Genomic DNA, 25,993 nt, shown 5'->3' with positions numbered 1-25,993 from the left:
GATATGACCGAAAACAAGTACAACGGCGGAGAAAGCCGTATCAATGAAATCAGAGAGACGATCGAAAACGGTAAGGCAGTGCTTGGTATTGAGTTTGGTTCAACGCGAATCAAGGCAGTATTGACAGACAGCTCGCATACACCGATTGCGTCCGGAGACCATGAGTGGGAGAATCGTCTGGAAAACGGAATCTGGACGTATACGCTCGATGATATCTGGACAGGACTTCGTAATAGCTTTAGCCGTCTGGTTGCAGATGTGCAGGAAAAATACGGTGTTGCACTTACAAAACTGGGAGCACTCGGATTTAGCGCCATGATGCATGGGTATATGGCGTTTGACCAGGAAGGAAATCTTCTTGTGCCGTTTCGGACCTGGCGCAACAGTACGACAGGGCCGGCAGCAGATGCACTGACTGAGCTGTTTTCCTACAACATTCCGCAGCGCTGGAGCATTGCGCATCTGTATCAGGCAATTTTAAATGAAGAGGAACATGTTCCGCAGCTTGCCTTTTTTACAACGCTGGCAGGATATATCCACTGGCAGCTGACCGGAGAAAAGGTACTGGGAATCGGAGATGCGTCCGGTATGTTTCCGATTGATCCAAAGACGAAAGATTTTGATGCAGAGATGCTTCGGAAGTTTGATGAGCTTGTGGAAGAAAAACAGTATCCGTGGACGCTGAAAGATATTCTGCCAAAGGTATTGTCAGCAGGAGCTTGCGCAGGAACGCTGACAGAAGAAGGCGCGCGTCTTCTCGATGAGAGCGGTATGCTGCAAAGCGGTACGCCTGTGTGTCCTCCGGAAGGAGATGCAGGTACGGGAATGGCAGCGACGAACAGTGTAAAGCAGCGGACGGGTAATGTCTCAGCCGGAACTTCCGTATTTGCGATGGTGGTTCTGGAACAGGAATTGAAAAAAGTTTATCCGGAAATTGATCTTGTGACCACACCGGACGGCAGCCTTGTGGGCATGGTGCATGCGAATAACTGTACGTCTGATCTGAACGCATGGGCAGGTCTGCTGGGAGAGTTTGCGGAATGTTTTGGCATTCAAGCAGATAAAAACCGGCTGTTTACCGTATTGTATGAGAAAGCACTGGAGGGAGACTCTGATTGCGGAGGCCTGCTGTCATACGGGTATCTTTCCGGAGAAAACATTACAGGCGTAAGTGAAGGAAGGCCATTGTTTGCGCGCACTCCGAAAAGCCGTTTCAATCTTGCCAACTTTATGCGGGCACATCTCTATTCAGCGCTTGGTGCCCTGAAGGTTGGAATGGATATTCTTCTGAAAGAAGAGCAGGTAGCTATTGATGAGATGCTTGGACACGGCGGCTTCTTTAAGACGAAAGGCGTTGGCCAGAGCATCCTGGCAGCTGCGATCAATGCTCCGGTTTCTGTGATGGAGACAGCCGGGGAAGGTGGACCATGGGGAATGGCACTGCTTGCTGCTTATATGCTGAACAAAGCAGAAGACGAGAGTTTAGAAGCGTATCTTGAGACAAAAGTGTTTGCAGGAAATAAAGGGACGCGTATGGAACCGAATCCGAAAGATGTGGAAGGGTTTGAAACATTTGCGGACCGCTACAGAAAAGGCATTGCGATTGAGCGTGCGGCAATTGAACATTTGAGCTAAGAAGAAAAACGGGCTGGTGCATTTGAGAAAGATATGCACCAGCCCGTTTATTATGTTTTTGCAAAATACAGGATTGATTCTATTTAATACAGTTCCGTATTTTATTCCGCTTTTTTTATTCTGCTTTGTCAGGAAAACGCTTTTTCATAACTGTCAGGACAACGAGCAGAAGCAGCAGGCTGAAAATCAGTGTAATGTACCAGTTTTTCACGATTCCGGCAACCAGGTAACCGATGACGCATACGATTGCGACAACCGCGGCATACTGCATCTGGGTTGAGACGTGGTTGATATGGTTACTCTGTGCACCTGCTGAAGACATAACCGTGGTATCAGAGATCGGTGATACATGGTCTCCACAGACAGCGCCGGCCAGAACCGCAGATACGGAGATAACCATCATTTCCATATTTTCTGCGCCAGGGAACATAGCTGTTACAATCGGTACGAGAATTGCGAAGGTACCCCAGCTTGTACCGGTGGAAAAACCGAGGAAAGTACCGATTATGAACATAATGGCCGGAATAATGACACTTGCAGAGGCATTGGTGCCAACCAGATTTTTTACAAAATCAGCAATGCCGAGCGCATCTCCCATACCTTTCAAGGCCCAGGCGAAGATCAGAATCGCAACAGCCGGGATCATCAGCTTAAATCCATCTACAAAGCTGTCCATAAAGCCCTTAAAGGTAATGACTTTACGCGGAAGGTAGAGAATCATCATAAACAGGACTGTGACCATTGTGGCAAAAATTAGACTTGTCTCTGCATCGCAGCCTGCAAATGCAGTTATGATGTCTGTTGCGCCGTCGAGGTAACCTGTGTAGATCATGGCTCCGATGGCGGATATAATCAGAACGGCAACCGGAAGGACGAGATCCAGGACGTGGCCTTTTGTGAAATTCTCTTCCGGCTTTGTCTGCTCGAACTCTTCCGCGCCAGACGTAAACAGATCGCCCTTTGCAGCATTTCGTTCATGTTTTTTCATAAGGCCGAAATCAAAGCCTGTTAAAATTATGTAGAGAACCATGGCGAGCGTGAGCAGCGCGTAAAGATTGTAGGGGATGGTCCGGAGAAAAAGCTGGAAACCTGTAATACCGGCGTCTTCCGGAACATAGGAATTCACAGCAGCGGCCCAGCTGGAAATCGGCGCAATGATGCAGATCGGGGCTGCCGTAGCGTCAATGATATACGCAAGTTTTGCTCTCGAAACTTTAAAACGGTCTGTGACAGGACGCATAACAGAGCCGACAGTGAGGCAGTTGAAATAATCGTCTACGAAAATAAGAACGCCGAGGCCGGTTGTAGCGAGTAGGGCACTCTTTTTTGATTTAATTTTTTTGCCGGCCCAATTGCCGTATGCTCCAGAGCCGCCTGATTTTGCCATCAGAACGATAATCATTCCGAGGAGTACATCGAAAATCAGAATATTGAGGTTCATACTGTTTTTCATGATGTCAAAGAATGCGACAAAGGCATCCCATGGCTGAAAACCTGTGTATAGCAGCGCTCCCACAGCGATACCGACAAACAGGGAACTATAAACCTCCTTTGTGATGAGGGCCAGAACGATGGCCAGAAGCGGCGGCACGAGAGACCACCATGTGCCGATAAACATTGAAACATCCATAACTTAATTCCTCTCCCTTTCTTTCCTGAACTGACAGGTTATTTTTGTGAAATTATATCAAAAAATGTCGGTTTTTTCAATGAAAAATCTGCAGATGTACATTTTTCACATCTGCAGATTCAATAAAGGGGAGGATAAGTATTTTTTTATCTTTTGTATTATCATCGGAGGGGGATCCAATGATAAGAGCATACGCTAATCTCATAAGAAAAGCTTCCGATCGCTCCGATGAGCTGTTTTCCTGTGAGATTAGTTATAGTATGACCGCTTTTTGAGGGAATATACAGGGAATGAAAAAAATTTAAAAAAATATCTGAAAAAAAGTATCTTTTGTGAAAACACTGTGTTTTACTTGTCATGACAGATAAAGTGTTATATAATAAGAAAGAATTTTTTTAACGATCATTATGAAGAAAATTATGAAACAAAGGATGGTATCATTATGGGATTATTACAGACATGGAGAGATATAGCATACTCTCAGGAGACAGATAAAAAGCAGCTTCAGCAGTTTTGGTCTGATTACTTTCTGACAGAGAAAGGGATTTATGAACAGCTTCTTGAGAACCCGGAGGAGGCTGTTTCCGGTACAGTAAAGGAGCTGGCAGAGAAATATGATATTCCAGTTATGAAGATGACAGGCTTTTTGGATGGAATCAACGACAGCCTGAAAAAACCGAATCCGATTGAGGAGATGGAAGAGGATACGGTTGTCAGCCTTGATTTTGACAACGAACTGCTTTATAAAAACATGGTGGACGCAAAAGCGGACTGGCTTTACAATTTGCCGGCATGGGACAAGATTTTTGACGCAGAGAAGAAAAAAGCGCTTTACCTTGAGGCCAAAAAAATGAATACAATTGTAAAAGGGCGCAAGGTGGGACGCAACGATCCGTGTCCGTGCGGAAGCGGTAAGAAATATAAATTCTGCTGCGGCAGATAAAGATTTACCGTAAGCGGTCCAACAAGCTTAAAAAGATTGAAATAGGATAAGGTATGAAAAATTATTTACAAACAGGATGTCTGGTTCTGGGCATCCTGTGCTTTTTATATTATATTGCAATCGGTTTATATGCAGGGTTTCAAACAAGTATTGTGTGGATCTGGCTTGTCGGAGGTGGATTTTGTATGTTTCTCTGGCAGCTGCTCCTTCACCAGGACAGGAATCCGTCAGCAACCGTCCGATTTGTAATCGGGGTAATGGGAGCCTTGGTGGCGGTAGGGATGGTTGTGATTGCAGTATTTGGCAGCCGGATTGTAGGGGCTATGAGTGTAAAACCGGAGTCAGGTCTGGATTACGTCGTTGTGCTTGGCGCACAGGTGCGAGGGAAAGCTCCTTCACGGGCTCTGCGCCGCAGACTGGACCGGGCTGTTGCTTATGCGCAGGAAAATCCGGACACAATATTTGTGCTTTCCGGTGGGCAGGGACCGGACGAAGAGATATCAGAAGCGCAGTGTATGTATCAGTATATGATGCAGAAGGGGATTGCGGCAGAGCGGTTGTTGTTGGAAGATCAGTCTACCAGTACGGAAGAGAACCTTCGTTTTTCTGATGAAAAGTATGAATTAAAGAATAAGAAGGTGGGCGTAGTATCCAATAATTTTCACATTTACCGCGCAGTGAAATTCGCGAGGGCAGCAGGGTATCAGTCTGTTTCTGGTATTCCGGCTTCAGCAGATCTTGGAATGCAGCCGCACAATATTTTGCGGGAAATCTGTGCGCTTCTCGTGGACGCTTTGCACTGAAATTAATACAAAATTTCATTGATATTTTCTTGTCAATTTCTTGACGAGCCCGGAGTTATCTGCTATAATAAACGACAGTTGAAGGTTTTGATTGCTGACGGATTTTGTGGAGCACCACAAGGTAATCAAGATAATAGGGCTTGTCGACCGTCTGGACAGCATTTGAAAAACAAGTGTTGTCTTTTTTATTTATCAGGTCCAACCGTCAGGTGTAAAGAGCAAAAGCAGCAGACAGAAATCTTCATCAACAATTTTATATCTATTTCTTCTATAAAGAAAGTAGAGAAGATACAAGTACGTTAAGTGTCACAAGATGGGAAGGTCTTTTTGTGAACGAAGGAGTTCCTCCGCGTTACAGTATCGCTTCCGCTACTGCGTTAAGATGGATGAAGTGTCCCTTTGCGCAGTTTTAGTGCGGTTATCGGTATGGTAAAAGAAAAGCGGCGGATGGATTTTGCAGAGTCTGTATTTTGCAGAGGTTGCTTCGTTTGGATTCAGACCCTTTTCTGATTGCCTCCGGGAGCCGGGAAAACGGCAAGCCGGCTGGGTGCATGAGATTCATCAGACGCTTGAGGTGCTTTTTTTGTACCTTAACAAAACAGTTCATAAACAATTAAAATATATTTAAGGAGGATTTTACTACAATGGGATTCAAATCTGATATTGAAATCGCACAGGAAACCGTTATGTCTCCGATTACGGAGATCGCAGCAAAGGCTGGCATTGACCCGAAATATCTGGAGCAGTATGGAAATTACAAGGCAAAAATTGACTACAATCTTCTGAAAGATTCTGACAAGCCGAATGGCAAGCTGGTTCTTGTTACCGCGATCAACCCGACACCGGCAGGTGAAGGAAAGACAACTACGACAGTTGGTCTGGCTGACGGACTTCAGAAGCTTGGCAAAAATGTTATGGTAGCTCTTCGTGAGCCGTCTCTCGGACCGGTATTCGGCGTTAAGGGCGGAGCAGCAGGCGGCGGATACGCACAGGTAGTTCCGATGGAAGATATCAACCTTCACTTCACAGGTGACTTCCACGCAATCGGCGCAGCAAACAACCTGCTTGCAGCTATGATTGACAATCATATTTACCAGGGCAATGCGCTGAACATCGACCCGCGTAAGATTACATGGAGAAGATGTGTGGATATGAACGATCGTCAGCTTCGTTTCGTGGTAGACGGACTTGGCGGAAAGACGAACGGTATGCCGAGAGAGGATGGTTATGACATCACTGTAGCATCTGAGATCATGGCAGTACTGTGTCTTGCAAGTGACATTACAGACCTGAAGAACCGTCTTGCACGGATCATCATTGGATATACATATGGCAAGGTTTCCGAGCAGAAGCCGGTAACAGCAGGCGATCTGAATGCACAGGGTGCTATGTGTGCACTGCTGAAGGACGCTCTGAAGCCGAACCTTGTTCAGACTCTGGAGCATGTACCGGCTATCGTACACGGCGGACCGTTCGCAAACATCGCTCACGGATGTAACTCCGTAATCGCTACAAAGATGGCTCTGAAGCTTGGTGATTATGCGATCACAGAGGCAGGCTTTGGTGCAGACCTTGGAGCAGAGAAGTTCCTTGATATCAAGTGCCGTATGGCAGGACTGACACCGAACGCAGTTGTTATCGTTGCTACAGTTCGTGCACTGAAATACAACGGCGGCGTGGCGAAGGCTGATCTGAACAATGAGAACCTGGAAGCACTTGAGAAAGGTCTTCCGAACCTTCTGAAACATGTAAGCAACATCAAGAACGTATACAAACTTCCGTGCGTGGTTGCAATCAATGCATTCCCGACCGATACAAAGGCAGAGCTTGACCTCGTAGAGAGCAAGTGTAGAGAGCTTGGCGTAAACGTTGCACTTTCTGAAGTATGGGCAAAGGGCGGCGAAGGTGGAAAACGCCTTGCAGAAGAAGTAATCCGTCTTGTAGAAGAGCCGAACGACTTTACTTACAGCTATGAGCTGGAAGGAAGCATCGAAGATAAGCTGAATCAGATCGTACAGAAGATCTACGGCGGCAAGAAAGTGGTTCTGACTGCAAATGCACAGAAACAGGCAAAAGAGCTTGAGGCACTTGGCTACGGCAACTGCCCGATCTGTGTGGCAAAGACCCAGTATTCTCTGACAGATGACCAGACAAAACTTGGCGCTCCGACGGACTTTGAAGTTACGGTACGTAACCTGAAGATTTCGGCAGGTGCAGGCTTTATCGTAGCTCTGACCGGAGAAATCATGACAATGCCGGGTCTGCCGAAGGTTCCGGCTGCAGAGAGAATTGATGTAGACGAGACAGGAAAGATTTCCGGACTGTTCTAAATTCTGAAAAGACCATACGTGGATTTGAGAAGATCAGATTCAGATGTGTTGAAATTGTTTTGGCCAAAAGCCGGGCGGCTTGATACGCGCCCGGCTTTCTAACTATATTTTATCAGTCAGCTGGCAGTTGCAGGGGTAGAAAAGACGGAAGCGCAGCTGCAAACTGATTGGAACGTGTGCAGGGAGGAAACGATATGTTTAAAAATGAAATAGAAGCAGTAGGCAATACTGCCAGAGGAAAAGTCGGATTATTGGAAAAAAATCCGTTTGGTTATGTTTTGATGTCATTTCTGGCGGGATTATACATAGCATTTGGAAGTATTTTGATGGGAATTGTAGGCGGAAATATGGCAGGGGAACCGATGCAGAAGCTGATCTGCGGCATTATTTTCTCCGTTGGCCTTTGTCTTGTGACGGTTGCAGGCGCTGAACTTTTCACAGGCAATAATTTTGTAATGGCTGTCGGAAGCCTGACAGGAACTGTTTCCTGGGGAAAAACGATCAAGCTTTGGGTGGTATGCTACATCGGCAACCTCCTCGGTTCTGTTGTAGGCGCGGCTGTTTTTACGGCGACTGGAATTATGAGCAATGAAGCGGTTGGCACGTTCCTGACAAGCACAGCAGCTGCAAAGATGGCGGGAACTCCGCTCAATCTTTTTGCAAAAGCGGTTTTATGTAATGTGCTGGTATGCCTTGCCATCTGGTGCGGTGCAAAACTGAAATCCGAGGGTGCGAAAATCGCGATGAATTTCTGCTGCGTTGCTACCTTTGTAGCCTGTGGTTTTGAACACAGCATTGCAAACATGACTTTTATGTCCATCGGCCTTATGAACCCGCATGACGCTGCTGTGAATTTTGGAGGATTTTTCTATAATCTTGGTATTGTTACGCTTGGAAATATGATTGGCGGTATTCTGTTAGTGGCAGTTCCGTACTATCTGATTTCAAAAGATAAATAACAAAGATAAATAACATAGAAAAGAAACATAACATAGAAAAGATAAAAAACAGGAGGTGCTGCAAGGCCTCCTGTTTTGTTATACAGACCCATTTGTTGAACTGTTGGAGAAATGCCCCTACGGGGAACCGTTACAGTCCGCGTGTGCGATATTTGCTGCATTGCAAGTTTGGTTCCAAATTCACTTACTGCGACGTATTTGTTTCGTCAGATTGTGCAAGGCGCAGTGCGTCACTGATGGCAGAGAGAAGGAGCTGGGAGGTATAGCGGTTTTCCTGCGGACTTGTAATTCCCTCCAGGCTCTGCTTTTCCAGAATCTGAGATGCAATGTGATCCAGTGAAGGCGATACAAGAGGATAGGCGGCAGCCGTTGTTTCACTTAAATTTACAAGGCGGATGCTGTTGATGTGGTTCTGATCCACGGTAACTTCCACTTCAGCGGCCGAATTCCCCAGTGTAACAGGCGTCGTATAAATGCCGGGGCGATAAGAGAGACGGTCTGAGGAATCCCCGGACGTGGTTTCTGTACTTGGCGTACTCTGATTTTCTGCCTGGGGACCTGTGGATGCGCTTTCTTTTTTGGCTTTTCCGGTAAACATCAGAAAGAGGCAGACAGCCAGCAGGATGACGAGGAAAAGCAGCATCAGGGTGTAAATGACTTCGCGTAGTTTGAGGACAATGATTTTAGGCTTGGAACTCATGGTTTACTCCGATAAAAAATTTTATAGTTAATATATCTTATTTTGTGTGGTCAGGCATTATGCCTGTTACTGTTTTGTTTTGAGATTTAACTAGTATTTGCAAAGTTTTCCTGTTCGTGGTATGATTTCAAAAATGAATTTACCAGGTATAAAAGTAAGCTTTGATTTGGAGGGCATTTCAATGGATTATTTGATTACGACTGACAATATGGCGGATTTCCCAAAGGAGTATATTGCGGAGCACGATCTGCGTACGATGTCGCTTACGTATTTGCTGGATGGCAAGACGTATGATGCAGAGAATTCGCTTTCTTCTCAGGAGTTCTATAAAAAGATGCGGGAAGGGTGCATGCCGACAACCTCTCAGATTAATCCGGAGGAGGCGAAGGAAAAACTCGTAGAATTTTTGCAGTTGCACAAACAGATTATTCACATTGCATTTTCCGGAGGCTTAAGCGGTACTTATAACAGTGTGCGGCTGGCGGCGGAGGAGCTGATGGAAGAGCGTCCGGATTGCCGGATTACGGTAATTGATTCGCTGGCGGCGTCTATGGGTGAGGGACTCCTGGTACACAAAGCGCTCGAAAAGCAGGCAGAGGGCCTTTCTTATGAGGAGATGGTAGCGTGGCTGGAGGAGAATAAGATGCATGTGTGTCACTATTTTACGGTAGATGATCTGTTTCATCTCTACCGTGGAGGCCGCGTTTCAAAAACGGCGGCTGTCCTTGGCACACTCGTCAATATTAAGCCGGTATTGCATGTCGATGGCGAGGGACATTTGATTCCACTTTCCAAGGTACGTGGCCGAAGGAAGTCGCTGAATGCGCTTGTGGACAGCATGGAACAGAAAATGGGAAGTTTCCGGGAACAGAATGATATCGTCTTTATCAGTCATGGGGACTGCTATGAGGACGCAGTGTATGTAAAGGAGCAGGTGCAGAAACGATTTGGTGTTGACCAGTTCCTGATCAGCCCGATAGGCCCTACCATTGGCGCGCATTCCGGTCCGGGAACAGTGGCACTGTTTTTTATGGGCGATGCAAGGTGACGGATGTTTGCAGGAGGCAGGGGATAAAAATGAGAAAAAAATTGACGGCGATCGCCTTGGCTGTATTTATGGCAGTAGTACCTGTGGGAAGCGCTACGGCAGGCGAAGTGACGTTGGATGGAAACGCGTATGAAGAAATGCAGGCTGCGCCGGAGGAAAACGAACCTTCAGAAGCAGGGCAGGATACCGAGCTGATAAGCGATAGCGCCTGGGATTATGACGCAGCTGTGGAAATGGAAGAAGATACACTGCCAGACGAATTGTTTGTGGAACCGGGCGATGAAGAATCTGTGCTGGAGGAAGACAGCGCGATTGTGCAGCCAGAAGGAGATCCGTCTGAGCCAGAAGGAACTGATGGTTTTACACAGCCGGAAGAGGAGAGAGCTGAGCAGTCAGACGGTGGAACTGAAATTGGCCCGGAAGGGATACTTGTAGATGATTTTTTGGTAGCTGCCGAAGCGATAGACCCCAATCAGGAAGGGCTTACGGAGGAAGTGGCGCCGGAGCTTTTAGGAAATATTGTTGAGCAGCTTGCAACGAGTGGGTACGCGTCGGATGCACAGGCGGCCAAAGCCCGTACTTTTTATGCAGGCCAGTATGTAGATTCTTATGGCGGACAGCTTTCTGGGGAAGCAAGGAATGTATATGATGCGATGAAAGGCGCTTATGTGGATGCTAGGGTTGCGGTGAGTGACGATTCAAAGCTTGTGATTACATTTGCGGAGCAGTTCCCGATTGCGAATGCAACAGAGCTGGCGAAGGCTCAGGAAAGTGTACGTCGTATTATGCAGTCAGCGTTTGATGCATTTATGTATGACTATCCGGAGGTATTCTGGATGGATGCACCTATGTTTCTTTATAATTTTTCAAGTATGAATTATCCAAGTGTGGTGACAGGAATTACATTGTCTCCGCGCATGATTTATACAGGTGCAGGCATGGAGGTTGCGGCGTTTGATCAAGCGGTGAAAGCAGCATATCAAGCGGCAATACAAGGGCGGGATGTTTCTACAGCCAGTGGAAAAGTGAAAGCGATTCATGATTATTTGTGTAATCTTCTGATTTACGATGAAGGGACAACTGCGCTGGCAAAGGCATATGCGCATTCAGCTGCGGGCGTTTTTCTTTCTCCCACAAAGCGGGTTGTTTGCGAAGGGTATGCCAAAGCATTTAAACTTCTTTGTCAGGAGGCCGGATTAGAGAGTGCCTTGGTTGTTGGAAATGCGGGTGGCGCTCATATGTGGAATTATGTCAAAATGGATGACGGAAAATGGTATGTGATAGATGCTACATGGGATGACAATAGCAGCAACACACCAAGTACCGTTTATTGTCTGACAGGCGCATTATCCCGTGGAATGAGTGGATATACAATTGAGGCAGAACGAACAATTTATACTAATTTTTCAGGTAGTTTTTATACACAAAACTTTGCTGCGCCTATACTTAGAAGGGTTGGATATGAAAGTGGGGCTGAAGATTCCCATTATCATACATGGACCATACAGCGTCAAAATGCAACCTGTGCAAATTATGGAACAGAGTATGTGAATTGTTCTGCGTGTAATGAGAAAACGTTACAAGTTTTAGAGTTGATTAATCATAGGTTTACAAATTACGTATCAGATAAAAACGCCGGATGGAATCGCGATGGTACCATGACCGCTTTCTGTGAGAACGGCTGCGGCACGAAAAACACAGTAAATGATCCGGGGAGCGCCCGGATTCCGACGATAAAAGTCAACGTAACGAGCCTTACTCTGAAAAAAGGTCAGTCGACATCGGCTGTGAAGATTTCTGGGCTTGCAAAGGGCGACAAGATCAAAAGTTGGAAATCAGATAATACGAAAATCGTAAAAGTAAACAGTAAGGGAAAAATTACAGCTCAGAAAAAGACAGGTAATGCAACGGTAACAGTGACGCTGGCGTCCGGTCTGAAAAAGAGTATTACCGTGAAGGTGCAGTCAGGCGCGGTAAGGACTACAAAGATTACGGGAGTTCCGAAAACGTTAAAGCTTTCGCTTGGCAAAAAGAAAGCGCTGGCGCCTGTGATCAGTCCGATTACAAGCCAGGAGAAGGTTACGTACGCTTCTTCTAATAAAAAAGTAGCGTCGGTTAGTTCTAAGGGTGTAATTACGGCAAAAGGGTCCGGAAAAGCTAAAATAACGGTAAAATCGGGAAGTAAAAAGGCGGTAATGACCGTTACAGTGCCGAAAATGGCGCCCAAGAAAATTACAAATATTGCTGGATCGGTTACACTGAAGCGCGGAAAATCCAAGACACTGAATCCAAAATTGTCTCCATCCGGAAGCCAGGCTAAAATAACGTTTATTTCGTCGAATAAATCCGTAGCTTCCGTTTCATCCAAAGGAAAAATTACGGCAAAGAAAAAAGGCAAAGCAGTGATTACGGTAAAAGCAGGCAATGTCTCTGTAAAATGTAAGGTAACTGTTAAATAAAGTGTTCTTCTTTTTCTGTCATTTATTCCTGTAAGATTGGTATAAAAGCAATAAAAGCGTATATACTTATTACCATAACGGTCATACAAAGACAACCTCTGTTTTGACCGCCAGTTACAGGAATAAATGAAAAGGAGAACAGAATAATTATGAAACGTTGGAGAAAGTACGCATTATGTCTGGCCTGTGTGTGCTGTATGGCGCTTCTTGCAGGCTGCGGTAACGACAAAAACGACACAGTGGATGAAAATGCTACAATGACAGAGAATGGCAAAAATGATATGAATGGCAACAATGACAAGAATGATAAAAACGATAATGACAAAAACGGTACAGGAACTGTCGCTACTGAGAACAATGCAGAGACGGGCGCAGGCGGTACTGTGAACGGTGTAGACAATTCTCAGACAGATCGAGATGCACTGGATGATGATGAGACAGACAATAATACGGACAATAACGTAAACAGCGTGACAGACGAAAATGCATTAGAGAATGGCACCAATGTAAATGATACTGACACAGACGACAATACAAACAGAACAAGGACGGATGTGGGGACAGGCCTTGGCGATGCGGGCCGTGACATTGTAAATGGCGTAGGTGATGCTGGAAAAGATCTGATTAACGGTGTGGAAAATGCTGGCGATGCATTGACCGGAAATACAGAAAGATAAACACGTACTACATGCGTAAAAAACAGAAAACAAAGATAGCTTCTGCCGCACCGGAAACGGATTGCGGCAGAATTTTTCCGGTTTTCCCTGTTGGTTGAAGCGTGACAGATCTGGGAAAATTTTCAAATACATAAGGAAAGGACATGGAATATATGAGATTTCGACCATGTATCGATATACATAATGGAAAAGTAAAGCAGATTGTGGGTGGAAGCCTGCAGGATGCAGGTGATATGGCCAAGGAAAATTTTGTATCGGAGCAGGATGCCGAGTTTTATGCCCGGTTTTACCAAAGAGAAGGTCTTACAGGGGGACATGTGATTTTGCTGAATCCTTCTGCGTCGCCATATTATGAAGATACGAAAGAGCAGGCTTTACGTGCACTGGCGGCATATCCGGGAGGTCTGCAGGTAGGCGGAGGCATTCAGGAAGGAAATGCGGCGCAGTTTTTAGACGCGGGAGCTTCGCATGTGATTGTAACTTCATATGTGTTTCGGGAAGGACAGATTCATTATGGCAATCTGCAACGTCTGGTACGTGAGGTAGGAAAAAAACATCTCGTGCTTGATTTGAGCTGCCGGAAAAAGGACGATGATTATTATATTGTTACAGACCGTTGGCAGAAGTTTACGGATGTACGTTTGAATCAACAGGTCCTCGATGAATTGTCCGGGTACTGTGATGAATTTCTGATTCATGCAGCTGATGTGGAAGGGAAGGCAGAGGGGATTGAAAAACCATTGGCAGAGCTTTTAGGAACCTGGGGTAAGAAGCCAATAACTTATGCGGGGGGCGTTGGAAGCTATGCAGACCTTTGCTTGTTAAAACGGCTTGGAAGGGGATGTGTCGATGTGACGGTCGGAAGCGCACTGGATTTGTTTGGAGGGCATTTGTCTTATCGCAAAGTGCTTGAATTTTGTGAAAATTGAATAAAAAAATATAAAAAAACCGAAAAAATTAATAAAAATGTATTTTTGGTTGAAAAAAATGGATAGTGTGGTATAATGTACTCATGTAATGACGGAATTATGAAAAAGTAGTGACGAAATTACGAATCTGTAGCAAAGGAGTTGGATAGAATGAAATTTACGATCAGTGGGAAAAATATCGAGGTAACAGACGGTTTGAAATCCGCCATTCGGGATAAACTTGGAAAGCTGGAGCGGTATTTTACTCCGGATACAGAGATTATCGTGACTTTGAGTGTTGAGAAAGAACGTCAGAAGATTGAGGTAACCATTCCGGTCAAAGGTAATATTATCCGTTCAGAGCAGGTCAGCAATGATATGTATGTTTCCATTGACTTGGTTGAGGAGGTAATTGAGCGTCAGCTTCGCAAATACAAAGAGAAGATAGTTGATAAAAATCAGGAGAGCAGTAATTTCCGGAAAGAATTTATTGAAAAGGAGAGCGATCCGTTAGACGAAGTCAGAATTATCCGCACAAAGCATTTTGGCATGAAACCAATGTATCCGGAAGATGCCTGTGTTCAGATGGAACTGCTTGGCCATACATTTTTTGTATTTTGCAATGCTGAGACAGAAGAGGTCAATGTCGTTTATAAACGCAAAGGCGGCACGTATGGGTTGATTGAACCAGAGTACAGCTAGATGGCGGGGCGTAAGGTATAAGTGAAACAGAACGGCGATATTTGAAATTTGAACAAATTGTAAACAGAATATGAGGATAGGAAAAAGGCCGCTGCATTGGTGCAGCGGCTGTTTTATGCAGTTTTGCCGTTGCACGGAACAGGATGAGCGGTACGGAGAGAAAAAATGAATTTTTCGCCCACTGTATGTTCATAAAAACGGGAATGCGTTCATAAAAAATTTAATTGTGTTAATGCCTCGGAAGTGATACAATAAAAAGCAAATTATTGTTGAAATGGAGATACAAAATGAAGATAGTAGAAAAAATCTTTGGAACCCACAGTCAGCGTGAGCTGAAGATGATCATGCCAATTGTGGACAAGATAGAAAGTCTCCGGCCTACGATGCAGGCGCTTACGGATGAGGAACTGAGAGCCAAGACAAAAGAGTATAAAGAGCGCTATGCAAATGGTGAGACGTTGGACGACCTTCTCCCTGAGGCATTTGCTACTGTACGCGAAGCGGGAAAGCGCGTGCTGAACATGGAGCATTACCGGGTACAGCTGATTGGTGGAATCATTCTTCACCAGGGACGTATTGCAGAGATGCGTACCGGTGAAGGTAAGACGCTTGTATCTACGCTTCCGGCTTATCTGAATGCGTTGACCGGTGAAGGCGTGCATATCGTTACGGTTAACGATTATCTGGCACACCGTGATGCTGAGTGGATGGGACAGGTGCATGAGTTCCTTGGACTGAAGGTCGGCGTAGTACTCAATTCGATGAACAACGATGAGCGAAGAGAGCAGTATGCCTGCGATATTACTTATATTACAAACAACGAGCTCGGTTTTGATTATCTGCGTGATAACATGGTTATTTACAAAGAGCAGCTTGTTCAGAGAGATCTTGTCTATGCGATCATTGATGAGGTTGACTCTGTTTTGATTGACGAGGCCCGTACACCGCTTATTATTTCCGGTCAGTCCGGAAAATCTACAAAGCTGTACGAGGTGTGCGATATTCTGGCACGTCAGCTTCAGCGCGGTGAAGCAAGCGGCGAGGTTACCAAGATGACTGCGCTGATGGGCGAGGAGATTACAGAGACCGGTGATTTTATTGTCAATGAGAAGGACAAGATTGTTACACTGACCGAGCAGGGTGTTCATAAGGTAGAGAAATTCTTCCAGATTGAAAACTTCTCAGATGCAGAAAACTTGGAAATTCAGCACAATGTGGATCTGGCTCTTCGGGCGCACAATTTGATGTTCCGCGATCAGGATTATGTGGTAAAAGACGATGAAGTTATGATCGTCGATGAATTTACGGGACGTATTATGCCGGGCCGCCGGTATTCGGACGGTCTGCATCAGGCGATCGAGGCAAAAGAGCACGTAAAAGTAAAACGCGAGAGCAAGACGCTGGCGACGATTACATTCCAGAATTTCTTTAATAAGTACAAAAAGAAATCTGGTATGACCGGTACGGCACTTACCGAGGAGAAGGAGTTCCGCGATATTTACGGTATGGACGTTGTTGAGATTCCGACGAACCGTCCGGTGCAGCGTATCGACTTGAATGACGCCGTTTATATGACGAAAAAAGAGAAGTACCGTGCCGTTGTAGAGGCAGTCAAAGAGGCGCATGCCAAAGGACAGCCGGTGCTGGTTGGTACGATTACGATCGAAGTGTCGGAGCTGCTTTCCACGCTTTTGAAGCGGGAGGGGATTCAGCATAAGGTTTTGAATGCGAAGTTCCATGAGCTGGAGGCTGAGATTGTAGCTGACGCTGGTATTCATGGAGCAGTTACGATCGCAACGAACATGGCCGGTCGTGGTACGGATATTAAGCTGGACGAGGAATCAAGGAAGGCCGGAGGTCTTAAAATTATCGGTACGGAACGCCATGAGTCACGCCGAATTGATAATCAGTTGCGTGGTCGTTCCGGTCGTCAGGGAGATCCCGGTGAGTCCAGATTTTATATTTCGCTTGAGGACGATCTGATGCGTCTGTTCGGTTCTGAGAAGATGATGAAGGTGTTCCAGTCTCTAGGCGTGCAGGAAGGTGAGCAGATTGAGCACAAGATGCTTTCCAATGCAATCGAAAAGGCACAGATGAAGATTGAGAGCAACAACTTTGGTATCCGTAAGAATCTTCTTGAGTACGATCAGGTAAACAACGAGCAGAGAGAAATCATCTATGCGGAGCGTCGCCGTGTGCTGGATGGCGAGAGTATGCGCGATTCTATTATTAAGATGATTATGGATATTTCCGATAATGTTGTGGATCTGTGTTTTGGTGAGACGACGGATCGTGATGAATGGGATTTGCAGGAGCTGAATTCTGTTCTGTTGCAGACGATTCCGCTTAAACCGATCACAGCGGAAGCAATTCAGGATATTTCCAATAAGAGTGAATTAAAGCAGATGATCAAAGAGCAGGCTGTAAAGCTCTATGAATTAAAAGAAACGGAGTTCCCGGAGCAGGAGCAGATTCGTGAGCTGGAGCGCGTGATTCTTCTGAAAGTGATTGACCGGAAATGGATGGATCATATTGACGATATGGATCAGCTTCGTCAGGGAATCGGCCTTCAGGCGTATGGTCAGAAAGACCCGCTTGTAGAGTATAAAATGAGCGCTTACGAGATGTTTGATTCAATGACATCTGCAATTCAGGAAGATACAGTTCGCCTGCTGTTCCATGTAAAGGTAGAGCAGAAGGTAGAGCGTGAAGAGGTTGCGAAGGTGACTGGAACGAATAAGGATGATTCCGGCCCACGCGCACCGAAAAAGCGTGCTGCGGACAAGGTTTATCCGAATGATCCGTGTCCATGCGGCAGCGGAAAGAAATACAAACAGTGCTGTGGACGCAAGGCGTAAAAAGACGGATTAAGGTTCCGGACAGAAAGCTGCAGGCAGTCTGTCCGGAATGATATAAAAAAGATTGAAAGAGGGTGAAACTGTGGTTGAGCTTGACCAGTTTAAAGTTCTTTTGAACAGCTATACGAAACCATTAGTGGAAGTGAGGGATTCACTTTGACCTGGTAAATAAGATACAGCGTGTTCAGGAGTTGGAGCGTCGTATGGAAGAGCCGGATTTCTGGGATAATCCCGAAAAATCTCAGGAGTCTATGAAGACGCTGAAGTCCCTGAAGGACGATATCGAAACTTACCAGCAGTTAGAGAATCAGTACGAAGAAATCGAAATGCTCATAGAGATGGGCTATGAGGAAAATGACCCTGCGGTGATACCGGAGATTGAAGAGACGCTGCAAAGTTTTCAGGAAACACTGGAAGATATCAGAATTAAGACGCTTCTTTCCGGTGAATACGATGAAACAAACGCAATCGTGACGCTGCACGCAGGAGCCGGAGGAACGGAGTCCTGTGATTGGGCTTCTATGTTGTACCGGATGTATACGCGCTGGGCAGACAAAAAAGGGTATCAGGTCGAAGTTCTGGATTATCTGGATGGCGACGAGGCAGGGATTAAGGCCGTTACATTCCAGGTGAACGGGCCAAAGGCATACGGGTATCTGAAATCAGAGAAAGGCGTGCACCGTCTGGTCCGGATTTCTCCGTTCAATGCAGCAGGAAAACGTCAGACCTCCTTTGTGAGCTGTGACGTAATGCCGGATATTGAGGAGGATGTTGATGTGGAGGTCAATGCAGATGATCTGCGGATAGACACGTATCGTTCGAGCGGAGCCGGCGGACAGCACATCAATAAAACTTCATCGGCAATTCGTATCACTCATTTGCCGACCGGTATTGTGGTACAATGCCAGAATGAGCGTTCTCAGCATCAGAATAAGGACAAAGCGATGCAGATGCTGAAGGCAAAACTGTATCTTCTGAAACAGCAGGAAAATGCAGAGAAGGCGTCAGATATCCGTGGCGAAGTGAAGGAGATCGGGTGGGGAAATCAGATCCGTTCTTATGTTATGCAGCCGTATAAGCTTGTCAAAGATCTGCGTACCGGTGCAGAGTCCGGAAATGTAGACGCGGTTATGGATGGAAGTATTGACCACTTTATTAATGCTTATCTGAAATGGCTCTCACTTGGCGGGAAAAAGGACGAAGAAGAATAAAAGACATGGAGCTGCTTCGAATAATAACTTTTGCAGCAGCTCCAGAGATTTTATGAAAAAACAAAAACAAATTCGGACAAAAATTTTTGAAATAGCTGTTGACAAAATGAAAATACAGGTATATAATTAACAACGCTGAAGAAAACATAAAATGTGTGCGCTTAGCTCAGCTGGATAGAGCGTTTGGCTACGGACCAAAAGGTCGGGGGTTCGAATCCTCTAGCGCACGGTATCTGGAAAGGCTGGAAATCGAAAGGTTTCCGGTCTTTTTGTATATCTACCTATTTTGAACATTGGCAATAAGCGTTTTGCAGGATGCATTTATAAATTTTGTATGAAATAAAGGCATTTTTTGTGACGGAGAGCAAAAATAAATAGAATGTTAAAAAAATCTTTACGCCAGGAAAGCTTCATGATAAAGTAATAGAATAAAATTGCAAAGGAGAATGAAACGTATGGGTGGATTTTTCGGAGTTGCCTCCAAGAATAATTGTATACTGGAATTATTTTATGGTATTGATTATCATTCACATCTGGGGACAAGACGCGGTGGTATGGCTGTTTGCGGAGAACGGGGATTTCAGAGGGCGATTCATAATATTGAAAATTCTCCGTTTCGTACGAAGTTTGAGCGTGATGTGGAGGAGATGGAGGGGAATCTCGGGATCGGATGCATTTCTGATTATGAGCCGCAGCCTCTCCTGATTCAGTCTCATCTGGGAAGCTTTGCGATTACAACGGTTGGAAAGATCAACAATATGGACGAGCTTTTGAAGCTTGTATATGAAAACGGAAATACACATTTTCAGGAGATGAGCAGCGGACAGGTCAATGCGACCGAGCTGGTTGCTGCACTGATCTGTAAGAAAGAGAGTATTGTAGAAGGGATTCGGTATGTGCAGGAACTGGTGGATGGTTCTATGACGCTGTTGCTGATGACGAAGAAGGGGCTGTACGCGGCAAGAGACCGCTATGGAAGAACGCCGCTCGTCATTGGGCATAAAGAAGATGCATACTGTGTCGCGTTTGAGAGTTTTTCTTATATCAATTTGGGCTACGACGATTACCGGGAACTTGGGCCGGGGGAGATTGTCTTTATTGATCCGGATGGCGTAAAGACACTTGTCGAACCGGGAAAAGAGATGCGTATTTGTTCCTTTTTGTGGGTTTATTACGGTTATCCGACCTCTGCGTATGAGGGTGTTAATGTAGAGGAGATGCGCTATAAGTGTGGTGCGATGCTGGCAAAGCGCGACAAAGGCCAGGTGTCGCCCGATGTTGTGGCGGGAGTTCCGGATTCCGGTATCGCACATGCAATCGGGTATGCAAATGAGTCAGGGATTCCGTATGCAAGACCTTTCATCAAGTATACACCGACGTGGCCACGTTCCTTTATGCCGACGCAGCAGAGCCAGAGAAATCTGATTGCAAAAATGAAACTGATTCCGGTGAAAGCTCTGATACAGAACAAAAAACTCCTTTTGATTGATGATTCCATTGTACGCGGCACGCAGCTGCGTGAAACGACAGAATTTTTATATGCCAGTGGAGCGAAGGAAGTACATGTGCGTCCTGCCTGCCCGCCGCTTCTGTATGGATGCAAATATCTGAATTTCTCCCGTTCAAAATCAGAGCTGGATTTGATTACAAGAAGAGTGATACGAGAACGTGAGGGGGAACATGTATCACAGGAGGTTTTGGATGATTATGCGAATCCGTGCAGCAAACGTTATGAGGCGATGCTTGAGGCTGTAAGGAAGGAGCAGAATTTTACAACGCTTCGATATCATCGGCTGGATGATTTAAGGGAAGCAATTAATATTTCACCGTGTAAGCTTTGTACTTATTGTTTTAACGGAAAAGAGTGATTTACAGATGATAAAAATTGTTTTATGGGATGTGGACGGGACATTGCTTGATTTTTCAAAATCGGAGCAAAACGGGATTCGGCTGTGCCTGGAAGAGATTGGATTTCATGACTGTACAGAGGCGATGCTGAAGCATTATGAGGAGATTAACCGGGTTTACTGGGAAGCTTTGGAGCGGGGAGAATTGTCGAAAAGAGAAGTTCTTCTTGGCCGCTTTGAAACATTTTTCCGGGAAGAAGGGATTGCCTGTCCGGATATTCCGGCTTTTAATGATTCATATCAGGAAAAGCTCGGCGAATATTTTTTTGAAAATGAAAATTCTGTGCAGCTGTGCCGGAAGCTTCATGGACGTGTGGCACAGTATGCGGTGACAAATGGTACAGTCGAGGCACAGAGAAGCAAATTGAAAGGCTCCCGGCTTGGGGAATTACTGGACGGTGTTTTCATCTCTGACGAGATCGGTGTGGAAAAGCCGCAGATCGGTTTTTTTGAACATGTATTTTCTGTAATTGGTCCGGTAGACCGCAGAGAGGTTCTGATTGTCGGTGATTCGCTGACCAGCGACATGCGGGGCGGAAATAATGCGGGAATTTTGTGTTGCTGGTATAATCCGCATCACAAAAAGAATACGGCGAATGTGCGTCTTGACTATGAGATCAGCCATTTGTGGGATGTGGAAAAGCTGCTTGAAAGCGGAGGAGAACAATGACAAAAGAGGAATTGGCTCTGGAAATAATCAAGCGTTTGAAAAAAGAGTATCCGGATGCCGGATGTACACTGGATTACGATCATGCATGGAAGCTTTTAGTAAGTGTACGTCTGGCGGCGCAGTGCACCGATGCACGTGTGAATGTAGTGGTGGAAAAGCTATATGAGAAATATCCGGATGTGGAAGCGCTGGCAAGTGCCGAGCCGGAGGAAATAGAAGCGATCGTAAGGCCATGTGGACTTGGGAAAAGCAAGGCACGAGATATCAGTGCGTGTATGCGGATTTTAAAGGATCAGTACGATGGAAAAGTGCCGGAGGATTTTGACGCACTCTTGAAATTACCGGGTGTGGGCCGCAAGAGCGCTAATCTCATTATGGGCGATGTATTCGGAAAGCCTGCCATTGTGACTGATACGCACTGCATTCGCCTGACGAACCGTATGGGACTCGTAGATGGGATAAAGGAGCCTAAAAAGGTGGAAATGGCGCTGTGGAAAATTATTCCGCCGGAGGAGGGCAGCGATTTTTGCCATCGGCTGGTGTATCATGGACGCGATGTCTGTACAGCACGGACAAAACCATACTGTGACCGCTGTGTGTTGGCTGACATTTGTGCAAAGAATGGTGTTGCAGATGCCTGAAATTGTCGGCACACCGGAAAAATGAGCGCGAGGTTTTTGCCGTATCAATAGGGAAATGTATATTCTGGTATAAAACGGGCCAAACTAGGTAGAACGTATTTCCAAGCTTTTTAATATTGACAGAGGGGTACTGGAAAGCGTGATACAAATGCATGAAAATGCAAAGGAGGCACGAATTTTATGGAAGAAGTGACGAGAAAACTTTTGGAAGAATGTAGCCAGGGCTGTAAAATGGCAGTGGGGAGTATGAACCAGATCTGTCAGCATGTAACTGGAGGCCGGTTGGAGGATGTGATTCTGGACTACCGGGAAAAGCATGAGGAGATCGGGAAAAAAGCAGACGAACTTCTTGAGACAGGCGGTGTGGCAGTAAAAGCTCCGGGAGCGGCAGCAACGGCTTATTCTTGGCTGTCTACGGAAATGAAAATGAGACTTAATGATGATAACAGCAGGATTTCTCAGATTTTGATGGATGGCTGTAATATGGGAATTCAGAATATCAGCGGCGCAATGAATCAGTACGGAGGAGCATCTGCAGACAGCAAAAAAATTGCAAGAGAGCTGGTTCAGACAGAAGAAGCTTTTATGAAAGATTTAAAGGAATTTTTGTAAGCGGAAGGTTTCTAAGGGAAGGGATTTGTATACAGAGATACTGTATTTATATGCATTGGAAACAAGAATAGGATGTCGAATAAATTTGCAAAATGATGAAAATGGGCGGAAAGGAAAAGTTCCTTACGCCCATTTTGCATGTTTTTCAGAGGACAGCCTTTGCCATATTCAATAAAATATCAGAATCAACTTTTTTCAGGCTCCGCTTGCAGGAACTTTGGCTGAATTGCTGGTGTAATGTGGCTCTTCTTTGTTGCTTGTCTGTGCGCGGTCCGGAGCACAATTGAGGCAAAATTGATACATTTTTTCGTAAGCTTCAAGTTCTGCTTCGGAGGATGGAAGAGCTGGAATGAGACCAGTGCAGTCCATGGAAGAACAGATACTTTTGGAAAAGCAGGAATCAGAGAAGTTTAAATCTTCAGCTGATTTTTTTGTTTTGTCGGATTTATCAGGCATAGGGGCTCCTTTCAGTTCGTAACAAAATTTTGAGTAAAACAACCTCTGTTATCAGTGTGAACAATTGTTTGAAACATATTCTTTGAAAAAAATAGGAATTAAATGTTGCATATTGGCATGGGACGTGATAATATAATATCACATAATATATATAATTAAAAGGGGCGGTTTTTTGTTCAGCAAAGTGAGATCAGCAGCGATTTGTGGGATTGAAAGCAGAATTGTTTCGGTTGAGGTAGATGTAGCAAATGGTCTTCCACAGTTTTCGATGGTAGGCTTCTTAAATGCACAGGTGCGGGAGGCGCAGGACCGTGTGCGGACAGCGATCAAAAATTCGGGCTATTCTCTTGCACCGAAAAAAGTGACGGTAAATCTGGCTCCGGCGGATATTCGAAAGTCAGGGCCGGGGTTTGACCTGCCGATCGCAGTTGCGGTTATGGCTTCGTACGGTTTTTTTCCAGGGGATATGCTCGAACGTATTTTTCTGGCAGGTGAACTGGGACTGGATGGGAGTATTCGAGGTATATGCGGAGTGCTGGGGATGGTACTGGAGGCGCGGCGGGCGGGCTGCGAGAGCTGTATTATTCCGGAAGCAAATGTCAGAGAGGGAGCGGTGATTCAGGGAATACAGGTCTTTGGCGCCGGCCATTTAAAAGAAGTAGTAGAACACTTTATCTCGTGTCGCAAATTGCATATAGCTTCTATTAATATAGAAGAAATGTTTTCAGAAATGCCTGTTCGTACCATGCCTGATTTCGCAGATATCAAAGGGCAGCATACTGTAAAGCGGGCTGCTGAGATTGCGGCAGCGGGGATGCACAATCTTTTGATTAGCGGGACACCGGGCTCAGGAAAGACAATGATTGCAAGTCGGATTCCAGGGATATTGCCGTTGATGGACATCGAAGAGTCTCTGGAGGTATCAAAGATACACAGCGTAGCGGGTCTGCTTCCATCTACCGGGATTTTGCGTGAACGGCCTTTTCGGATGCCGCACCACACGGTGTCGCCTGTTGCACTGACAGGAGGAGGGGGTGTGCCGCGTCCGGGAGAGATCAGTCTGGCACACAGAGGGGTATTGTATTTGGATGAGCTTCCGGAATTTCAAAAAGAGGCGCTGGAGATCCTGCGTCAGCCGCTTGAGGAGGGCGAAATAAGGATTTCCAGAAACAGCGGCCAGTATGTATTTCCAGCTGATTTTATGCTTGTGGCATCCCGAAATCCCTGTAAATGCGGGTATTATCCGGATCGGACCAGATGTCATTGCCATGAGCATGAAGTGATGAGGTATCTGCATAAGATCAGTCGTCCTTTGCTGGATCGGATTGATCTTCATGCAGAGGCAGAGCAGGTACAGTATGAAGAATTAGTTCAGGAGAGCGGTGAAGAGACAACAGCACAAATCCGGAAGCGGGTTTTGGCAGCGCAAAGTCTGCAAAAGATACGGTATGACGGGAGTCGCTTTCGTTTTAACGCAGAATTGACTGCCGCTGAGCTGGAACATTACTGTCCGATGGAGGATGAGGTAAAAGCGCAGTTGAAACATGTGTACGAGCAGAAGCGTCTGACAGCGCGCTCATATCATAAGGTTATTAAGGTGGCGAGGACAATTGCAGACTTAGAAGGCTGTGAGGTGATCGGGTTGCGCCATCTGGGAGAAGCGGTTTATTACCGGCCAGCGGACGGGCTGCAATAAGATACTTGATGTGGATGTTAAGGCGAAAATGGAGAGAAAGGTGGGGTTGAGATCGAGCAGTACTGGGAGTGGTTATGCAGCATTCCGGGAATGTATCGGGGGCAGCTGGAAATGTTGCTGCGCTTTTTTAAGAGTCCTGAGCATATCTGGCATACAGAGGAAAAAGAACTGGATTATTTAAAAGAAAGAGGATGTGTCTGGATTGAAAAGGTCAGCCGTGCGAAAGCAGAGCCTCCGGAGAAAACAGTGCATAGGAATCGGGAACAGGGAATACAATTTATCAGTTGGGAACATACTATGTATCCGAAGAGGCTTCAGGGTTTGGCGGACAGGCCGTATGGACTTTTTTACAAGGGCAGCATCCCGCAGGAGGATAAAAAAGCAGTTGCGGTTGTCGGGGCAAGGATGTGCACGAAACGCGGCAAAGAATGGGCAGAGCTTTTCGCAGAGAAGATTTGTCGGGCCGGCGGCGTGGTGGTCAGTGGTGCAGCTTATGGGATTGATGGAGCAGCACAGTGGGCAGCTTTGCAAAGCAAAGGCCAGAGCTTTGGTATTCTGGGTTGCGGCGTTGATCGATGCTATCCGGCCGGCCATAAAGAGCTTTATATAAGACTACAGCAAAGTGGAGGGCTTATTTCAGAATATCCGCCAGGTACCCCGCCAATGCCACAGAATTTTCCGATGAGGAATCGGATTATCAGTGGACTTGCGGACTTTGTGGTCGTAATAGAAGCACGCAGGAAGAGTGGTTCTTTGATTACAGCGGATTTTGCTGCGGAACAGGGAAAGTACGTGATGGCAGTTCCAGGACGTCCGACGGATGAACTGAGCGAGGGATGCAATGAACTGATAGCACAGGGAGCGGGTGTTGTTTTGTCGGTTGAAAGTCTTATAGAAACTATTTTTTCTGATATTTCATGTTTAAAAAAGAAATTATCCGATGATTTAATACTTGCACCTGCGGAGAAATTAGTGTATAGTAGTCTCGGTTTGTGCGCAAAGAGCCTGTGGGAGCTGGAAGCGTGCACGGTACTTTCTTTATCAGAATTAAGCGGATGTCTGCTGTCTCTGGAGTTGAAAGGCCTGATCAAAGAAACAAAGCGCGGTTATTACGCGCGAAAAGAATGAGGAATGTAGTGTTTTCTGGA

The 25,993-nt window shown here is 45.8% G+C and carries 21 protein-coding genes, 1 tRNA gene and 2 riboswitches; of the genes, 19 read left to right on the top strand and 3 right to left on the bottom strand.

The genetic code is table 11. The features are described 5' to 3' along the window. Positions 1 to 3 precede the first annotated feature (3 nt). On the top strand, positions 4 to 1,635 hold the full coding sequence (locus AC6I2O_RS16510) for a xylulokinase (RefSeq protein WP_120392915.1): 1,632 nt from the start codon (positions 4 to 6) through the stop codon (positions 1,633 to 1,635). Between the two features lie 115 nt (positions 1,636 to 1,750). Here AC6I2O_RS16510 and AC6I2O_RS16505 read toward each other — a convergent pair whose 3' ends face one another. Continuing rightward, entirely contained in the window at positions 1,751 to 3,265 is a 1,515-nt protein-coding gene (locus AC6I2O_RS16505; RefSeq protein ID WP_120392914.1) for a Na+/H+ antiporter NhaC family protein, read from the bottom strand. Positions 3,266 to 3,707: 442 nt separating this feature from the next. Between AC6I2O_RS16505 and AC6I2O_RS16500 the strand changes: the two genes are divergently transcribed. The 4 genes from AC6I2O_RS16500 (at position 3,708) to AC6I2O_RS16485 (ending at position 8,300) form a co-directional block, all read left to right on the top strand. Continuing rightward, positions 3,708 to 4,208, top strand: a complete 501-nt coding sequence (locus tag AC6I2O_RS16500) for an SEC-C metal-binding domain-containing protein (protein WP_120392913.1) — start codon at positions 3,708 to 3,710, stop codon at positions 4,206 to 4,208. Between the two features lie 53 nt (positions 4,209 to 4,261). Further along, entirely contained in the window at positions 4,262 to 5,011 is a 750-nt protein-coding gene (locus tag AC6I2O_RS16495; protein ID WP_120392912.1) for a YdcF family protein, read from the top strand. Between the two features lie 80 nt (positions 5,012 to 5,091). Then, a riboswitch (ZMP/ZTP riboswitch) is annotated at positions 5,092 to 5,175 on the top strand. Between the two features lie 114 nt (positions 5,176 to 5,289). Beyond that, a riboswitch (THF riboswitch) is annotated at positions 5,290 to 5,385 on the top strand. A 270-nt stretch (positions 5,386 to 5,655) separates the two neighbouring features. Next, positions 5,656 to 7,341: a formate--tetrahydrofolate ligase gene (locus AC6I2O_RS16490; protein ID WP_120392911.1), complete on the top strand. Its 1,686-nt coding sequence runs from the start codon at positions 5,656 to 5,658 to the stop codon at positions 7,339 to 7,341. A gap of 194 nt (positions 7,342 to 7,535) precedes the next feature. After that, positions 7,536 to 8,300, top strand: coding sequence for a formate/nitrite transporter family protein (locus AC6I2O_RS16485; RefSeq protein ID WP_120392910.1), 765 nt, complete (start codon positions 7,536 to 7,538; stop codon positions 8,298 to 8,300). A 184-nt stretch (positions 8,301 to 8,484) separates the two neighbouring features. Here AC6I2O_RS16485 and AC6I2O_RS16480 read toward each other — a convergent pair whose 3' ends face one another. After that, positions 8,485 to 9,000, bottom strand: coding sequence for an FMN-binding protein (locus tag AC6I2O_RS16480; protein ID WP_497743285.1), 516 nt, complete (start codon positions 8,998 to 9,000; stop codon positions 8,485 to 8,487). 181 nt (positions 9,001 to 9,181) lie between these two features. Between AC6I2O_RS16480 and AC6I2O_RS16475 the strand changes: the two genes are divergently transcribed. From AC6I2O_RS16475 to AC6I2O_RS16420, 12 genes are all read left to right on the top strand, one after another. Then, a complete protein-coding gene (locus AC6I2O_RS16475) occupies positions 9,182 to 10,048 on the top strand; it encodes a DegV family protein (protein WP_120392908.1) in 867 nt (288 codons plus the stop codon). A gap of 29 nt (positions 10,049 to 10,077) precedes the next feature. Further along, positions 10,078 to 12,507 (top strand): Ig-like domain-containing protein, encoded by a 2,430-nt coding sequence (locus AC6I2O_RS16470; protein WP_497743284.1) that lies wholly within the window; start codon positions 10,078 to 10,080, stop codon positions 12,505 to 12,507. A 149-nt stretch (positions 12,508 to 12,656) separates the two neighbouring features. After that, positions 12,657 to 13,184 carry a hypothetical protein gene (locus AC6I2O_RS16465; RefSeq protein WP_120392906.1) on the top strand — a complete coding sequence of 176 codons (528 nt, stop codon included), beginning with the start codon at positions 12,657 to 12,659 and terminating at the stop codon, positions 13,182 to 13,184. A gap of 152 nt (positions 13,185 to 13,336) precedes the next feature. Next, positions 13,337 to 14,113 (top strand): phosphoribosylformimino-5-aminoimidazole carboxamide ribotide isomerase, encoded by a 777-nt coding sequence (hisA, locus tag AC6I2O_RS16460; RefSeq protein ID WP_120392947.1) that lies wholly within the window; start codon positions 13,337 to 13,339, stop codon positions 14,111 to 14,113. 150 nt (positions 14,114 to 14,263) lie between these two features. Next, complete coding sequence (hpf, locus tag AC6I2O_RS16455; protein WP_120392905.1) at positions 14,264 to 14,794, top strand: ribosome hibernation-promoting factor, HPF/YfiA family; 531 nt, start codon at positions 14,264 to 14,266, stop codon at positions 14,792 to 14,794. 287 nt (positions 14,795 to 15,081) lie between these two features. Beyond that, positions 15,082 to 17,652, top strand: a complete 2,571-nt coding sequence (secA, locus tag AC6I2O_RS16450) for a preprotein translocase subunit SecA (RefSeq protein WP_120392904.1) — start codon at positions 15,082 to 15,084, stop codon at positions 17,650 to 17,652. 82 nt (positions 17,653 to 17,734) lie between these two features. Next, a protein-coding gene (gene prfB, locus AC6I2O_RS16445; RefSeq protein WP_497743283.1) for a peptide chain release factor 2 occupies positions 17,735 to 18,863 on the top strand; the annotation gives its coding sequence in 2 pieces (ribosomal slippage) (positions 17,735 to 17,809 and positions 17,811 to 18,863; 1,128 coding nt in all). 155 nt (positions 18,864 to 19,018) lie between these two features. Continuing rightward, positions 19,019 to 19,092 (top strand) — tRNA-Arg (locus AC6I2O_RS16440). Positions 19,093 to 19,318: 226 nt separating this feature from the next. Continuing rightward, on the top strand, positions 19,319 to 20,731 hold the full coding sequence (locus tag AC6I2O_RS16435; protein WP_120392902.1) for an amidophosphoribosyltransferase: 1,413 nt from the start codon (positions 19,319 to 19,321) through the stop codon (positions 20,729 to 20,731). Between the two features lie 7 nt (positions 20,732 to 20,738). Then, positions 20,739 to 21,440, top strand: a complete 702-nt coding sequence (locus AC6I2O_RS16430; protein ID WP_120392901.1) for a YjjG family noncanonical pyrimidine nucleotidase — start codon at positions 20,739 to 20,741, stop codon at positions 21,438 to 21,440. Next, positions 21,437 to 22,081, top strand: coding sequence for an endonuclease III domain-containing protein (locus AC6I2O_RS16425; RefSeq protein WP_497743282.1), 645 nt, complete (start codon positions 21,437 to 21,439; stop codon positions 22,079 to 22,081). Before AC6I2O_RS16430 ends, AC6I2O_RS16425 begins: the two co-directional genes overlap by 4 nt. 180 nt (positions 22,082 to 22,261) lie before the next feature. After that, positions 22,262 to 22,693 carry a hypothetical protein gene (locus AC6I2O_RS16420; RefSeq protein WP_120392899.1) on the top strand — a complete coding sequence of 144 codons (432 nt, stop codon included), beginning with the start codon at positions 22,262 to 22,264 and terminating at the stop codon, positions 22,691 to 22,693. Positions 22,694 to 22,888: 195 nt separating this feature from the next. Here the strand turns inward: AC6I2O_RS16420 and AC6I2O_RS16415 are convergent, their stop codons facing one another. Next, the gene (locus AC6I2O_RS16415) at positions 22,889 to 23,149 is read right to left on the bottom strand and encodes a hypothetical protein (protein WP_120392898.1); all 261 of its coding nucleotides are present in this window, start codon (positions 23,147 to 23,149) and stop codon (positions 22,889 to 22,891) included. 172 nt (positions 23,150 to 23,321) lie between these two features. On the opposite strand from AC6I2O_RS16415, the gene AC6I2O_RS16410 reads away from it, so the two are divergent. Together AC6I2O_RS16410 and dprA are read left to right on the top strand one after the other, a co-directional pair. Beyond that, a complete protein-coding gene (locus AC6I2O_RS16410; protein WP_120392897.1) occupies positions 23,322 to 24,845 on the top strand; it encodes a YifB family Mg chelatase-like AAA ATPase in 1,524 nt (507 codons plus the stop codon). A gap of 90 nt (positions 24,846 to 24,935) precedes the next feature. Beyond that, entirely contained in the window at positions 24,936 to 25,973 is a 1,038-nt protein-coding gene (dprA, locus tag AC6I2O_RS16405; RefSeq protein ID WP_120392896.1) for a DNA-processing protein DprA, read from the top strand. Positions 25,974 to 25,993 lie beyond the last annotated feature (20 nt).

The organism is Blautia sp. St.27G3 (assembly GCF_059728505.1).
The sequence above is the reverse complement of the archived record's forward strand: the minus strand, read 5'-3'. Positions and strand labels throughout refer to the sequence as shown.

What these genes read in the sequence shown, in the direction of transcription:
- AC6I2O_RS16485 (WP_120392910.1), top strand. Translation starts at nt 7,536, where the DNA reads ATGTTTAAAAATGAAATAGAAGCAGTAGGCAATACTGCCAGAGGAAAA.
- AC6I2O_RS16465 (WP_120392906.1), top strand. Translation starts at nt 12,657, where the DNA reads ATGAAACGTTGGAGAAAGTACGCATTATGTCTGGCCTGTGTGTGCTGT.
- AC6I2O_RS16415 (WP_120392898.1), bottom strand. Translation starts at nt 23,149, where the DNA reads ATGCCTGATAAATCCGACAAAACAAAAAAATCAGCTGAAGATTTAAAC.
- hisA (WP_120392947.1), top strand. Translation starts at nt 13,337, where the DNA reads ATGAGATTTCGACCATGTATCGATATACATAATGGAAAAGTAAAGCAG.
- AC6I2O_RS16500 (WP_120392913.1), top strand. Translation starts at nt 3,708, where the DNA reads ATGGGATTATTACAGACATGGAGAGATATAGCATACTCTCAGGAGACA.
- AC6I2O_RS16510 (WP_120392915.1), top strand. Translation starts at nt 4, where the DNA reads ATGACCGAAAACAAGTACAACGGCGGAGAAAGCCGTATCAATGAAATC.
- AC6I2O_RS16480 (WP_497743285.1), bottom strand. Translation starts at nt 9,000, where the DNA reads ATGAGTTCCAAGCCTAAAATCATTGTCCTCAAACTACGCGAAGTCATT.
- AC6I2O_RS16470 (WP_497743284.1), top strand. Translation starts at nt 10,078, where the DNA reads ATGAGAAAAAAATTGACGGCGATCGCCTTGGCTGTATTTATGGCAGTA.
- AC6I2O_RS16430 (WP_120392901.1), top strand. Translation starts at nt 20,739, where the DNA reads ATGATAAAAATTGTTTTATGGGATGTGGACGGGACATTGCTTGATTTT.
- hpf (WP_120392905.1), top strand. Translation starts at nt 14,264, where the DNA reads ATGAAATTTACGATCAGTGGGAAAAATATCGAGGTAACAGACGGTTTG.
- AC6I2O_RS16490 (WP_120392911.1), top strand. Translation starts at nt 5,656, where the DNA reads ATGGGATTCAAATCTGATATTGAAATCGCACAGGAAACCGTTATGTCT.
- AC6I2O_RS16495 (WP_120392912.1), top strand. Translation starts at nt 4,262, where the DNA reads ATGAAAAATTATTTACAAACAGGATGTCTGGTTCTGGGCATCCTGTGC.
- secA (WP_120392904.1), top strand. Translation starts at nt 15,082, where the DNA reads ATGAAGATAGTAGAAAAAATCTTTGGAACCCACAGTCAGCGTGAGCTG.
- AC6I2O_RS16420 (WP_120392899.1), top strand. Translation starts at nt 22,262, where the DNA reads ATGGAAGAAGTGACGAGAAAACTTTTGGAAGAATGTAGCCAGGGCTGT.
- AC6I2O_RS16435 (WP_120392902.1), top strand. Translation starts at nt 19,319, where the DNA reads ATGGGTGGATTTTTCGGAGTTGCCTCCAAGAATAATTGTATACTGGAA.
- dprA (WP_120392896.1), top strand. Translation starts at nt 24,936, where the DNA reads ATGTATCGGGGGCAGCTGGAAATGTTGCTGCGCTTTTTTAAGAGTCCT.
- AC6I2O_RS16475 (WP_120392908.1), top strand. Translation starts at nt 9,182, where the DNA reads ATGGATTATTTGATTACGACTGACAATATGGCGGATTTCCCAAAGGAG.
- AC6I2O_RS16425 (WP_497743282.1), top strand. Translation starts at nt 21,437, where the DNA reads ATGACAAAAGAGGAATTGGCTCTGGAAATAATCAAGCGTTTGAAAAAA.
- AC6I2O_RS16505 (WP_120392914.1), bottom strand. Translation starts at nt 3,265, where the DNA reads ATGGATGTTTCAATGTTTATCGGCACATGGTGGTCTCTCGTGCCGCCG.